The following is a 12,833-nucleotide window of genomic DNA, read 5'->3' as shown; positions in this document are numbered from 1 at the left end:
TTGTAAACTGCGGATATGCTCAAATCTAATTAGTTAAGATATTTTTAAAATGCTCTCTGGCAACTGTATATAACTTCATGTCGTATTCGTTGTTTGCCAATATTTGATCTAAAACAGGGTCAAGCCGCTTAACCGCTTCAGTCAGTTTTGTATCAAATGAACTATTATTTTGGACGTTTTTACTTTTATAGGGTAGCTGTATACCGGGATATATTTTAGTAAGTTTATTTTCGATATAAACAACACTTTCTCCAAACAAATCCACAATACCGTAGAGTGTACTATCAGAAAACAAGTGCTCACACGCTATTTCAAACTGAATATTAGTTACCTCTTTGTGTTTATCTAGGCGCTCTTGTCCACACAAATACGCAGTTTGGAAATTACGAATTGTTCTACCTACAGAAGGATTGTTTCTCCACCTTACATAATCCAAGATATCTAGTTTCTTCGCCATTTTCGAGCCTGGAGTTATTGGCGGCTGCTTTCTTTCAAACTCGTAGACAGAAACAATTCTTTCTATAGGATGTCTTAAAAAATATACAGGAACAAAGTTTATGTCATTGCAGATGGGAAGCGGGCTGCACAGATGATGACTTGAGAAGGCTTTAATATGCGGTTTTGATGCTAAAAATTCCAATAGATATTTTCCTTTACCTTTTCTTAAGGCACTATCATCTCTATGATCATAGAAAGAACTTTTAAAAAAACTTTTCAATGCATAATCAAAAGTCGTACCCGCATTTTTAAAAATATGGCCGTGAAGAATAACGTTTCGCATCTAAAATCTTAGGTTTATCTATCAACAATGAAATTTTTAGCAATTATGCCATCGATAATTTTTTCACTAAAATTCTCTTCAATATAATCAGCGTACTTATCTACATAATTCTTCGATAGGTATTCCGAATGATAAATACTTACTACACTATCAGCATAGGCGGTCTCATCATTTTCGATTGCCATGACTTCGCCTGCATGAGGTATTCCTTCAGCACCTATTGATGTCGTAACGATCGGTATTCCATTCTTCAATGCCTCGAGAATCTTTCCTTTGACGCCCGCGCCGTATCTTAATGGCACTACACAGAGCCTTACTTTTTTATACAAGTCGCCAAGATCATTATCTGACATGTATCCATGCACAATAATGTTTTCCGATTGCAATTTTTTAAGTACATCAGGTACCGCAGACCCGACCACGTGGAAACAAATATCCGGATCAATTCGAAGTATACTTGGGAAAATCTTCTCTATAAACCAGAGAACTGCATCAACATTTGGAGGATGTCCGAACCCCCCTACAAATAAAATTCCTGACCGATGACTATTTGAATATTGTGAAATTTGACTAGTATTAATACAGTACAGGGGCAATACATCTACATCGCATTCCGAATTTAGCTCTCGTACTTTCGCAACTTCGATAGCTGATGGATAAAATACTCTATCGACCTTCTCGAATATAGCAAGCTCTCTTTTTAACCAACTCTTGGATTCACTTTTCAGGCTCTCTGAGCTCTTATCTAACAGTGCCTCTCTCTCTATTCTCAAAAAATGAAGGTCGTGACCGAAATAAATAATCTTAGGACGATTTTTTATTTTGAGAATCTGATCAATGAATATTTCGGTGATGTGGGGACGATGCAAATAGATAAAATCTATCTCACTAGCATTTTCTGCCAACCATCTCTTCCAATTTCGGGCCTTGCTTTCACCGTAGATAACCTCAACACCCATTTGCTGCAAGTTTGCGGTATAAGGCTGATGAGGGAAAAAATTCGCCCCAATGAACTTTACCCGGATACCTAGTTTAATCATTCGACAAATATATAAGTATGTTGAACGTGAACCAGCATCCTTATCATAAAAGGGCACATAGTGATCAATTATCAGAACTGTACTTCTATAGACTCCGTTGTCTCGCGTATTAATCGTATTAAGGGAGTGTGAATGAAGCGTATTTAGTGTTGCCTTCCATTTGGCTCTAAACTTTCTGCGATTACGATCTTGAAACTTTTTAATTCCCGCATTGATATTTGTTCCATTGCTAACCCCCTCAATATGAACAACGGTAGATGCGGGTTGATAAACTACTCTCCTCCCGGTATGTTTTACAGCAAATGCAAAGTCAGTATCTTCATAATATGCAGGTGCATACCGTTCGTCGAACCCCCCTATCATGGTCCAAAGATCTTTCGGAAAAAGTATACAAGCTCCCGATATATAATGAACGTCTCTAATATAGTTGTACTCAGAATCCGTTGGATTCGCACCTTTCCCGAAATTCCAACCTGAACCATCACCCCAAATTACACCACCAGCCTCTTGCAAGGTACCATCGGGGTAAACAAGCTTTGGCCCCACTAAGCCTACATTAAAATCCGATTTAATGACTTTTAGTAACGGTTCTAGCCAGCCAGGTTGAACGTTAGTGTCGTTATTTAACAAAACGACATATTTACCATTCGCTTTCTTGACTGCTTCATTACAATTCCTCAGAAAGCCAACGTTTTCCTCTTGCCTAGAAATTACAATCGGGCTTACTCTTTCTTCGATGTTTTTCGTACTATCATTGGATGCATCGTCAGCAATGATTATTTCGTAAGGTATTCCATGGGTATGCTCTTTGATTGCCAGCAAACACGAAATTGTAGTTCGATAATTATTAAAAACTGGAACCACAATAGAAATTTCAACTGATCGAAATGAGGGAAAATCAATAACGAGATTGTCAAAATCTTGATCTTCTAAAAATATTATTGGTTTCTCTGTGATAGTGCCCGACAGAGGAAATCTCTCCGCAACCCATGCACTTGCCGAAGTCGAGTCTCTAGCAAACAACATGAGAAATAGTTTTTTAACTCGGTACCAACTAATTAATCGTAAGCTCGAGTAAGGATGCGAGAAGAAATATTTGAAAACTGATACAACTAGAGCGAGTCGCCCTCTTGTTTTGTTTTCAGTATATGAAATATATGCATCATTATTTACGTAATTACGTGCTTCATCTATAAGCTGGCGGTAACGACTGACTCCGCGCGGCCTGAAAGTAAGCAACGAATAAAGAATTTCAATAAGAAAAAACAACCTGCCTAAAATCGAGCGGTCAAATAAATATAACTTAATATAGGTATCGTTTACTGTCTCAGATAAATATTGATTTTTTTCTTCAAGTGCCTCAAGGTCACCTGGGCTACTCGACGAAAACTCCTCCGGTAACATTTACTTACCTTGTATTAGCTATTGAGAAAAAAAGACTGGATGAAAATTCATATAAATCTAAATCCAATTTATTGTTTTTTAGAAGATATTTGTAAACATCTTGTCCTAGTTCATTTTTAATCTGCTCTAATCTCCCGTCTATCGAATCGTGAATATCCTGGGTTGAATTAACTAGCTGATTCGTAATCTTCGCACCAGTAAAGGCTCCAGATAAAAAATAATGCAATCTCACTAACGATTGCTGGAATTCTTCTACGATACCAAAATAAGGCAATGTTTGTATAAAGGACTTTGACCGATTTAGGATTTCATCCTCGCGAAGTAGCTTCGCGCTTTTTTGTTGCGAATAAAATCTATGCGCTAATTTATTAGCTTGAAAATTACCTATTACGCTAGGCTTACCGGGTCTTATTTTTTCACTAATGTAGTCAGCAAACGATCCTTTAGGCTCACTCAAGCCTAGCTGTTTTTTCCATTCGAACATATAAGAAGATTTTGCCCGGAGTATTGGATGACGCAAAAATAGAATGGGATAGACTTTGAAATTTCCGATTGGAAGAGGCGGATTAAAATCATGAGAAGAAATAGCTTTCAGGTGGGGATTATCATCTATAAATTTTTCCATTTCATTTGGTAAAATTTTTCCTGGCTGCCCTTTAGGTTTATCCCAGTTGACCCAAGCAGTCCCAAAAGAATCTTGTAAAATTTTATCAATCGAAGAGCCTGCATTCTTAAAAAGATGCATATGCAATATAATATTTCTCATAGAGAAGCGACTAGGGCAGAAGGCAAAAAATTGAGTACAAGTTTACACGAGAGCGTTTTGCTAAGGCACTAGGTAAGTTTGGCTAAGCTAGAACATACCCCAAAAAAAAAGGCGACTTACAAACTTTCGTTCACCCGATCCCTAAGCTCTTTCCCTGGCTTAAAGTGCGGTACATACTTCCCAGATAACTCCACAGAATCACCGGTCTTCGGATTGCGCCCCACTCTCGGAGCTCTATAGTGAAGCGAAAAGCTGCCAAAGCCACGAATTTCAATGCGCTCGCCGTCAGCAAGCACCTTTGACATGTGATCTAGGATAAGTTTCACAGCGAGCTCAACATCTTTGATAGACAGCTGATCCTGCTGCTCGGCGATACGTTCGATCAATTCTGACTTGGTCATTCCTGCCACCTGATACCCAAGAGCCTGTGTTAGTCACACTCTTTGACCTGAAAACAAAAGGATTGATAACCCATTGTTTTAAAAGGAGTATAGGACGGGAGAAAATAGCGAGCAAGCACTATATTCGCTAGGTGTCGCGTTAAGGAGAGTTATTGGCGAAAAAGCAGGTTGCCTTCAAGACGAAGTGCAACCCGTTTTTGAAGAAAGTCGCGATATATCGCGATGCGGACTCCTTTCCGCGCCAATCAAGGCGTTGTTCCGAGCATCCCTGGGCCAGTCCTAGCCTATAGTGCGTCCGTTCAAACATCCCTGTGACGCGTATATTCACGTATTTCGCGGATAAGGAACAGGCGACTTAAGCACCCGTCTTTGTGAGATATCTCTGACAAACGTGAGCGACTTATCTCGCAACGAAATGAAAAGGAAATATTTCCTTAAATTTGAGGCATAAAAAAAGCGGCTGTGACGCCGCTTTTTTCAGATAACCAGTAAGCTTATTAGCGCTCCTGGCTCTCCATTTGTGCCTTGATGAGATCACCAATGGTCGCTGGAGCGGCTTGCTCTTCGGACTTCTTGGAGTGCTCTTTAATCGCCGCACGCTCTTCTGCTGCGTCTTTAGACTTAACAGACAGGTTGATTGTACGGTTCTTGCGGTCAACGTTAAGGATCGCCGCTTCGACGCTGTCACCAACGTTCAGCACATTGCGGGCGTCTTCAACCTTGTCACGGCTAATTTCAGAGGCTTTCAGAACACCTTCAACATCGTCAGCCAAGGTAACAACCGCAGACTTGGCGTCAACTTCTTTGATGGTACCGTTTACAACAGCACCCTTATCATTGACAGCGACATAGTCAGAGAATGGATCGCTATCCAACTGCTTGATACCCAGAGAAATACGCTCTCTTTCTGGATCAATTGCCAGGATAACAGTTTCCAGCTCATCGCCTTTCTTGTACTTGCGTACGGCTTCTTCGCCCACTTCCTGCCAGGAAATATCAGACAAGTGAACCAGGCCGTCAATACCGCCATCAAGACCAATAAAGATACCGAAGTCAGTGATTGACTTGATCTTACCAGAGACCTTGTCGCCTTTCGCATTCAAGCGGCCAAAGGCATCCCATGGGTTTTCTTGACACTGCTTGATGCCGAGAGAAATACGACGACGCTCTTCATCGATGTCGAGAACCATAACCTCGACTTCATCACCTACGTTAACAACCTTGGAAGGATGGATGTTCTTGTTGGTCCAATCCATTTCAGAAACGTGAACCAGACCTTCAACACCTTCTTCAATTTCAGCAAAACAGCCGTAATCGGTAAGATTGGTGACACGAGCGGTGGTGCGAGTACCCTCTGGGTAGCGGCTGGTGATTTCGACCCATGGATCTTCGCCAAGCTGCTTAAGGCCGAGGGAAACACGGTTACGCTCACGATCGAATTTCAGGACTTTAACGTCAATTTCGTCACCAACATTAACGATTTCACTCGGATGCTTGATACGCTTCCAGGCCATATCGGTAATGTGCAACAGACCGTCAACACCACCCAAGTCAACGAAGGCACCGTAATCGGTAAGGTTCTTAACGATACCTTTAACAGTCATACCTTCTTGCAGGTTAGCCAGCAATTGCTCGCGCTCTGCAGAATTGGCCTTCTCCAGTACTGCGCGACGTGAAACAACCACGTTGTTGCGCTTCTGATCCAGCTTGATAACTTTGAATTCCAGATCTTTACCTTCAAGGTGAGCCGTCTCACGAACGGGACGCACGTCGACCAAAGAGCCAGGCAGGAAGGCACGGATTCCACCGATATCCACAGTAAAGCCACCTTTGACCTTACCGTTGATGATACCTTTAACAATTTCGTCGGCTTCATGAGCCGCTTCCAGCATTGTCCAGGATTCAGCACGCTTGGCTTTCTCACGGGACAGACGGGTTTCACCGAAACCGTCTTCAACACTTTCCAGGGCTACCTGGACTTCGTCACCGATATTGAGAGTCAACTCACCACTGTCATCCAGAAACTGAACAGCGGGAATAACACCTTCTGATTTCAGGCCCGCGTGAACGGTAACCCAATCTTTATCAACATCAATAACAACACCCGTCACGATCGATCCGGGGACCATATCGACGGTTTTTAAACTTTCTTCAAAGAGTTCTGCGAAGGATTCGCTCATTAAGACAACCTTTAAGGTTCGACAGCCAGGGCGGACCGGTCAGTTAAGCACTAGCCTGGATTCCAACAGTCCGATTAGCTTTCCACACTGCCAGAAGCATGGGGTCAGATTACAAATAACACCCCCTCAGCGTCTCTGGCCAGCCGAGTATAAGGTGTTTCTCTCAGTTAAAATTAATGGCGGCGGAGGATAGCAAATTAAGAAACCACAAACAAGCCAAAAGTGGTATCTAATCCACGACCGGGCGTACACTATCCCAGGACTTGCAACTCGGGCAAAGCCAATGCATGTGCTGGCCACTAAATCCGCAGTGGCCGCAACGATAACCACTGGCACCCCTTTCAACCTTTTTAAGGACGGTTCCAGCGATTTCTGCCAATTCGACATCATCCGCCTCCGGCCGCTCCAACAGATACAGCATCAATATTCGAAGCGTGTTGACGTTGTGAGATTCTTCGCCAAGGGAAAGTAAAAAGGCCTGAGCGGATGAACTGCCCTCCTCCAGCGCAAGAAACTTTGCCATCGCCAAAACCACGGGAGTCTTACGTCCTTTTTCAAGCAAATCAACAAGGTAGTTACGATACTCTGCAGGCTCGCCGATTTCTCGATAGCACCGCTCAATGTCCGGTAGAACCTCCCCCAGGAGAGAGTCGTCCATATCTACCATCTGCTTAAAGCACTGAATAGCGGACGAGTAATTCTTTAAGGTTAATTCCAGCCGCCCCATAATACAGAAGGCCCTGGCCGAATGACGATCTGCCACAAGCGCCGCCTTTAATTGATTACGAGCTCCGGTGAAGTTCGATGCTGCGAGAGCTATTTCTGCCAGCTCGCAGTAAAAGTGGCTTTGCAACAATCGCCAGCGCTCTGACATGCGGATAAAGCGCCGACCAGCAACCTGTTTAATAACGTCAATCGCATTGGCCCATTCCTTTTCGTCCTGATAGATTTCCACCAGGTGTTCCAGGCATTCAAAACGAATTCCCGCCTCTTTACAGGAGATAAGCTCTTTGAGAAGCAACTCGGCGCGATCCAGCAAACCAGCGGCTATAAAATCCCTCGCTAATTCCAGCTGAACATGCAACTGCTGGGAGTCATCCAATTCTGATCGCGACAGGAGGTTTTGGTGGATCTTTATCGCACGGTCTGACTCACCTCGTTTGCGAAGAAAATTACCCAGCGCCAAATGCGTCTCGAGCGTTTCACTATTGACTTCTAACGAGTCGATAAAGGCATCTATTGCAGCATCCTGCCGCTCACTTAACAGGTAATTAAGACCTGTCAGATAGTGGGGCTGGACGCAGGGCGATGGATTTTCACGGGGAGGAGATCGATGAATTAGACGCCCGAGAAAAAAACCTGAAATGAAGGCCAGCGCTAAAAAGCTTGCGGCCCACTGGGAAATTGAATCCATTAAACCTTAGCAGGTGGTTTGCGTAAACGCTCCAGTTCGCGATCCCTCTGCCCCAGCTTACGCTTTAACGCCAGATTGTTGCCCCGGGTACGGGCGTCCGCAACAAAACTCACCAACCAACCGACAACGGCTCCCACCAAAAGGGTAGCAAGCAGCAAAATCCCAGATGAAATGGGCGGCAGAGTGTAAATCAACAAGGAAATCTGAATGGGCTCACTGTTTTCCGTACTAAACCATATTCCGAGAAAGGCACCTGCAAGAATTACCAGGATTCCAAGGGTTCTGACCAACCAGGTCATAGAGAGCTCTCCATAAGGTTTATATTACATTGGGCAAGAAAACTGCTGCTTCAGAATTTGGCGAACAAAGCGAGGATAGCGTCCTGTACCTCATCGATACTCAATTCCGTTGCATCTAACAAAACGGCATCATCGGCAGGCTTTAATGGCGAAACCGGCCTCTCCACATCGAGCTTGTCGCGCAACTTGATATCGCTAAGGATGCAGTCATAAGGAGCTTCTTGCCCCAGACTTTCTAATTGACGACAACGACGCTCAGCCCGAACCTCTGCCGAAGCCGTCAGAAAAACTTTAAGCTCAGCTTGCGGAAACACCGTCGTTCCCATATCTCGACCATCCGCAACCAACCCGGGTGGTTTGGCAAAACTGCGCTGCAATTCTAACAGCGCTTGGCGCACAGCTTTCGAGGCACCAACCTTCGACGCCCCCATACCTATATGTTCCTGTCGAATGGCTTCAGAAACGTCTGAACCCGCCATTAGGTAGCGCATTTCACCACTGGAGGCATTAAATTCGATATCGAGACTCGTAGCGAGCTCAGCCAGAGCAACCTCATCTTCTAAAGATACACCTTGGCTATCCGCCGCAAGCGCCGTTAGACGATAGAGCGCACCACTGTCTAACAGGTGAAAACCCAGCTGATTCGCCAGCAACTGGGCAATGGTCCCTTTACCTGACCCACTTGGGCCATCGATCGTGATAATCATGAAAGTACTACAACCTTTTTCAACTTTCAGACAAGAAGATCACTGACTGACGTAATGATACTCTCACAGGCCTTGGCAGGATCAGCAGCCCCAGTGATAGGTCGTCCGATCACCAAGTAATCACTTCCACCCACTAACGCTTCTCTGGGTGTGACGATACGACGCTGATCATCCGCGGCAGCGCTGGCCGGGCGAATACCGGGCGTAACCAATGCAAACGAGTCTCCAAGAGATGCCTTAAGTTGCGTCGACTCAACCGCTGAGCACACCACCCCGTCCATACCACTGTCTTTCGCCAACACAGCCAAGTGTTGAACCTGTTGCTCTGGCGCAGACTCGATCCCCACTTCGCGCAAATCACTGCCATCCATGCTGGTTAATACAGTGACAGCAATCAACAGTGGGGTATCTCCCTGGCGATTTTCTAATGCGCCTCGAGCGGCCTCCATCATACGACGTCCACCACTGGCGTGAACATTCACCATCCAGGCACCGACGTCTGCGGCTGCTCGAACTGCGCCAGCGACAGTATTTGGGATATCGTGAAACTTAAGATCGAGAAACACATCGAATCCCAGCCCCCGCAATCGCTCAATAACCACCGGTCCGACCGCAGTAAACAGCTCTTTGCCGACCTTCAAACGACACTGATGAGGGTCCAGTTGCTCTGCCATCTTCAGGCAGTCATCCAGCGACGAATAGTCTAATGCCACCAGAATTCTCGGGCCCAACGTCATAGCAAATCCTGTCTGATCTTCGTAAAAACGACGGATTGTACCTTTTGGCTGCTGCGCCGTCACGAATTGACAATAATTTTGCCTGTGAGCATTTCATGCCTTCTACCGATGGCGCATAAAACATCTTTTGTTAATCTAACCACTCAATTTAACCAGACACGCAAGGATGTCGTTATGAAATTACTTTCAGGTAAGAAAACTCTGGCCAGCCTTTTCACCGCAGCTCTTCTGCTGACCGCTGTTCCATCAATCAGCATTGCCGCTGAAACAGCAGATACCGCGCCGCAGATCGTCAATATCAACGAAGCAACAGCTCAAGAAATTGCTGATGCTCTTAATGGCATTGGCATGAAACGCGCTGCAGCGATCGTCAAATACCGCGAGACGAACGGAAAATTCAACTCTCTGGAAGAAATCACCGCAATTAAAGGTGTCGGAGAGAAAACATTGGAAAAAAATAGCGACTTGATCACCCTACAATAAGGCAAGTTCGTACAGAACAGCCCCTCGGGGAAAAGGAATTACCCCAAAAGCCCAACCAGCTGTTTCGGGAAGGCTTAACAAGTAATCGCAGAACGCAGTCGCGGTTACTAATCCAGCTGATTCATAAGGAAGCGAATCAGCTGGGTTTCTTACTTATTATTACTGTCACAAAATCTATGGGGATTTACGGCCTTCCCTACTACACCACTCGGAAACGTGTCAGCTTGCTGATGATGCCTTTAGTGCTTCACAGGTCGTTTCCAATCCTTTTTGCCAATGCGGCAACTTCCCAATCAACGCTTCTAATTTATCTGTCGCCAACACAGAATAGGCCGGTCGTTTCGCTGGTGTGGGGTATTGGTCGGTTGTTAGAGGGTTGGCGTTAGGAATTTTTTCTATCAAACCATCAGCAACGCCCTGGGCAAAGATTGCCTTGGCAAAATCAAACCAACTTGCCTCGCCCTGACTGCTGCAATGGTAAACACCCCAGGATTGGGCTTGCTGGTTCCTCGGTAAATCGATCAAACGCAAAATTGCATCGGCAATATCACCAGCAAACGTTGGCCGACCAAGCTGATCGGCAACAACACCCAATTCCGTCCGATCTTTCGCCAATCTCAACATGGTTTTAACGAAGTTGTTGCCATCAGCACTGAATACCCAGCTGGTGCGTAGCAGATAATACTGTTGGCAAGCCTTCTGTACCGCCTGTTCACCGGCCAACTTTGATGCCCCGTACACACCATTCGGGCCGGTTGGCTGATCTTCCGTGTAGGGCATGTTGGCGGTACCATCAAACACATAGTCTGTGGAAATGTGCACCAGTGGGACACCCAATTGCGCCGCCGCTTTTGCCATTTCGTCCACACTGTCTGCATTAATTTTATAGGCGATATCGGCTTCGCTTTCCGCTTTATCAACGGCTGTATAAGCGCAGGCATTAATGACCCAATCGCATCCAGACGTGAGAACACACTCTCGAACGGATTGCGGATCGGTAAAATCCACGTCCGCCCGCCCCGGAGCAACGACGGTAAATTCATCGGCTCGCTTTTCGAAACGTCCACGACAGGCGTTGCCAACCTGACCTGTGCCACCAAATAACAAAATTGTTTGAGACATAAATTCCCTGTTATCGCTCAAGCAGCCTTAGCACCTGTTGAGATTACGATTGATTGGCGCTCCACTCTTTTAATGAGGGGAGCTTGGCGTCCTTTTCTGACAGCTTAGGGTCCGCAATCTGCCAATCGATACCAACATCCGGGTCATTCCAGATGATGCCGCCCTCATCGGCCGGGTCGTAATAATCGGTGCATTTGTATTCAAAATCTGCGGATTCCGACAAGACCACAAAACCGTGGGCATAGCCCGGTGGAACCCAAAACTGACGATGGTTTTCGCCACTTAACAGAACGGAAGCATACTGCCCGAAGGTTGCTGACTGAGGATTGATATCGACCGCAACATCCAACACTTCGCCAGACACCACACGCACCAATTTGCCTTGGGGCTTATTGATTTGAAAGTGTAACCCCCGCAACACCCCCTGTGAGGACCGAGAGTGGTTATCCTGAACAAAGGGCAATTCTATCCCCGCCTCTTCTCGATAGCGGTCAACCTGAAAGCTCTCCAAGAAAAAGCCTCTGGCATCGCCAAACACTTTCGGGTCAATGATGACCACGCCCGGCAACACGGTTTTGGTAACATCCATGGCTCAATACTCCAAAATATCCAGCAAATACTGACCGTAACCGCTCTTTATCAGTGGTTGGGCCAAGACTCGCAATTCGTCTTCACTGATCCAGCCTTTACTCCAGGCAATTTCTTCGGGGCAAGCGATCCGCAAACTTTGGCGCCGCTCAATGGTCTGCACAAACATACCGGCATCCAGCAGAGAATCGTGAGTCCCAGTGTCAAGCCAAGCCGCACCACGGCTCATCATTTCCACTTGCAGCTCACCACGGTCTAAGTACATACGATTCAGATCGGTAATTTCCAACTCGCCACGGGGTGACGGCTTTACCTGTTTGGCAAATTCAACCACCCGATCATCGTAAAAGTAGAGGCCGGTCACCGCGTAACGTGATTTTGGCTTAGATGGCTTTTCTTCAATATCCAGGGCTTTGCCATTCGCATCAAAAGACACCACACCAAACCGTTCAGGGTCTTTCACCGGGTAGGCAAATACCGTTGCGCCCGTTTCAGATTCGGCCGCTCGCGACAGCGCCTTGGTCATACCCTGACCGAAAAACAAGTTGTCACCCAACACCAAGGCACAGCCTTGCCCATCTATAAATTCTTCACCGATTAAAAACGCCTGAGCTAATCCGTCTGGTGACGGCTGAATGGCGTAGTTGAGAGAAATTCCCCAGGCACTGCCGTCCCCAAGCATTTGGGAAAACCGCGGGGTATCTTCGGGCGTGGAAATTATCAAAATATCGCGAATCCCCGCCAACATCAGCGTCGACAAGGGATAATAAATCATGGGTTTGTCGTACACGGGCAGCAATTGCTTACAGACGCCCATGGTAATTGGATGCAAGCGGCTACCGGTGCCGCCTGCCAAAATAATACCTTTCATGTCACTCTCCGGTTGCTGTCAGGGCTTCCGCTATCGAAAT

General features: G+C 45.8%; 13 protein-coding genes. 1 reads left to right on the top strand and 12 read right to left on the bottom strand.

Going from position 1 to position 12,833, the window contains the following annotated elements:
• Positions 1-25 precede the first annotated feature (25 nt).
• The 9 genes from ACXAFR_RS15545 to pyrF form a co-directional block, all read right to left on the bottom strand.
• Positions 26-781: a sulfotransferase family 2 domain-containing protein gene (locus ACXAFR_RS15545; RefSeq protein ID WP_475178522.1), complete on the bottom strand. Its 756-nt coding sequence runs from the start codon at positions 779-781 to the stop codon at positions 26-28.
• 14 nt (positions 782-795) lie between these two features.
• Positions 796-3,225 (bottom strand): glycosyltransferase, encoded by a 2,430-nt coding sequence (locus tag ACXAFR_RS15540; protein WP_475178520.1) that lies wholly within the window; start codon positions 3,223-3,225, stop codon positions 796-798.
• Between the two features lie 4 nt (positions 3,226-3,229).
• The gene (locus ACXAFR_RS15535) at positions 3,230-3,991 is read right to left on the bottom strand and encodes a hypothetical protein (protein WP_475178519.1); all 762 of its coding nucleotides are present in this window, start codon (positions 3,989-3,991) and stop codon (positions 3,230-3,232) included.
• A 116-nt stretch (positions 3,992-4,107) separates the two neighbouring features.
• Positions 4,108-4,392, bottom strand: coding sequence for an integration host factor subunit beta (ihfB, locus tag ACXAFR_RS15530; RefSeq protein ID WP_475178518.1), 285 nt, complete (start codon positions 4,390-4,392; stop codon positions 4,108-4,110).
• A 497-nt stretch (positions 4,393-4,889) separates the two neighbouring features.
• Entirely contained in the window at positions 4,890-6,572 is a 1,683-nt protein-coding gene (gene rpsA, locus ACXAFR_RS15525) for a 30S ribosomal protein S1 (protein ID WP_475178516.1), read from the bottom strand.
• A gap of 229 nt (positions 6,573-6,801) precedes the next feature.
• A complete protein-coding gene (gene lapB / locus ACXAFR_RS15520; protein ID WP_475178515.1) occupies positions 6,802-7,986 on the bottom strand; it encodes a lipopolysaccharide assembly protein LapB in 1,185 nt (394 codons plus the stop codon).
• Complete coding sequence (locus ACXAFR_RS15515) at positions 7,986-8,285, bottom strand: LapA family protein (protein WP_475178513.1); 300 nt, start codon at positions 8,283-8,285, stop codon at positions 7,986-7,988. The genes lapB and ACXAFR_RS15515 overlap by 1 nt, the downstream gene beginning before the upstream one ends.
• 50 nt (positions 8,286-8,335) lie before the next feature.
• The gene (cmk, locus tag ACXAFR_RS15510; protein WP_475178512.1) at positions 8,336-8,992 is read right to left on the bottom strand and encodes a (d)CMP kinase; all 657 of its coding nucleotides are present in this window, start codon (positions 8,990-8,992) and stop codon (positions 8,336-8,338) included.
• A gap of 26 nt (positions 8,993-9,018) precedes the next feature.
• Positions 9,019-9,729 (bottom strand): orotidine-5'-phosphate decarboxylase, encoded by a 711-nt coding sequence (pyrF, locus tag ACXAFR_RS15505; RefSeq protein WP_475178510.1) that lies wholly within the window; start codon positions 9,727-9,729, stop codon positions 9,019-9,021.
• A gap of 174 nt (positions 9,730-9,903) precedes the next feature.
• On the opposite strand from pyrF, the gene ACXAFR_RS15500 reads away from it, so the two are divergent.
• A complete protein-coding gene (locus tag ACXAFR_RS15500) occupies positions 9,904-10,212 on the top strand; it encodes a ComEA family DNA-binding protein (protein ID WP_475178508.1) in 309 nt (102 codons plus the stop codon).
• A 219-nt stretch (positions 10,213-10,431) separates the two neighbouring features.
• Here ACXAFR_RS15500 and rfbD read toward each other — a convergent pair whose 3' ends face one another.
• The 3 genes from rfbD to rfbA are packed head-to-tail and all read right to left on the bottom strand — an operon-like array spanning position 10,432 to position 12,793.
• The gene (gene rfbD / locus ACXAFR_RS15495; protein WP_475178507.1) at positions 10,432-11,334 is read right to left on the bottom strand and encodes a dTDP-4-dehydrorhamnose reductase; all 903 of its coding nucleotides are present in this window, start codon (positions 11,332-11,334) and stop codon (positions 10,432-10,434) included.
• Between the two features lie 43 nt (positions 11,335-11,377).
• A complete protein-coding gene (gene rfbC / locus ACXAFR_RS15490; protein ID WP_475178505.1) occupies positions 11,378-11,923 on the bottom strand; it encodes a dTDP-4-dehydrorhamnose 3,5-epimerase in 546 nt (181 codons plus the stop codon).
• A gap of 3 nt (positions 11,924-11,926) precedes the next feature.
• Positions 11,927-12,793, bottom strand: coding sequence for a glucose-1-phosphate thymidylyltransferase RfbA (gene rfbA / locus ACXAFR_RS15485; protein ID WP_475178503.1), 867 nt, complete (start codon positions 12,791-12,793; stop codon positions 11,927-11,929).
• Positions 12,794-12,833 lie beyond the last annotated feature (40 nt).

This window comes from Pseudomaricurvus sp. ABR4_320 (assembly GCF_056159445.1).
The sequence above is the reverse complement of the archived record's forward strand: the minus strand, read 5'-3'. Positions and strand labels throughout refer to the sequence as shown.

Bases quoted from the DNA above. Each gene is read 5' to 3' on its own strand.
- ACXAFR_RS15545 (WP_475178522.1), bottom strand. From the start codon at position 781: ATGCGAAACGTTATTCTTCACGGCCATATTTTTAAAAATGCGGGTACG.
- ACXAFR_RS15540 (WP_475178520.1), bottom strand. From the start codon at position 3,225: ATGTTACCGGAGGAGTTTTCGTCGAGTAGCCCAGGTGACCTTGAGGCA.
- ACXAFR_RS15535 (WP_475178519.1), bottom strand. From the start codon at position 3,991: ATGAGAAATATTATATTGCATATGCATCTTTTTAAGAATGCAGGCTCT.
- ihfB (WP_475178518.1), bottom strand. From the start codon at position 4,392: ATGACCAAGTCAGAATTGATCGAACGTATCGCCGAGCAGCAGGATCAG.
- rpsA (WP_475178516.1), bottom strand. From the start codon at position 6,572: ATGAGCGAATCCTTCGCAGAACTCTTTGAAGAAAGTTTAAAAACCGTC.
- lapB (WP_475178515.1), bottom strand. From the start codon at position 7,986: ATGGATTCAATTTCCCAGTGGGCCGCAAGCTTTTTAGCGCTGGCCTTC.
- ACXAFR_RS15515 (WP_475178513.1), bottom strand. From the start codon at position 8,285: ATGACCTGGTTGGTCAGAACCCTTGGAATCCTGGTAATTCTTGCAGGT.
- cmk (WP_475178512.1), bottom strand. From the start codon at position 8,992: ATGATTATCACGATCGATGGCCCAAGTGGGTCAGGTAAAGGGACCATT.
- pyrF (WP_475178510.1), bottom strand. From the start codon at position 9,729: ATGACGTTGGGCCCGAGAATTCTGGTGGCATTAGACTATTCGTCGCTG.
- ACXAFR_RS15500 (WP_475178508.1), top strand. From the start codon at position 9,904: ATGAAATTACTTTCAGGTAAGAAAACTCTGGCCAGCCTTTTCACCGCA.
- rfbD (WP_475178507.1), bottom strand. From the start codon at position 11,334: ATGTCTCAAACAATTTTGTTATTTGGTGGCACAGGTCAGGTTGGCAAC.
- rfbC (WP_475178505.1), bottom strand. From the start codon at position 11,923: ATGGATGTTACCAAAACCGTGTTGCCGGGCGTGGTCATCATTGACCCG.
- rfbA (WP_475178503.1), bottom strand. From the start codon at position 12,793: ATGAAAGGTATTATTTTGGCAGGCGGCACCGGTAGCCGCTTGCATCCA.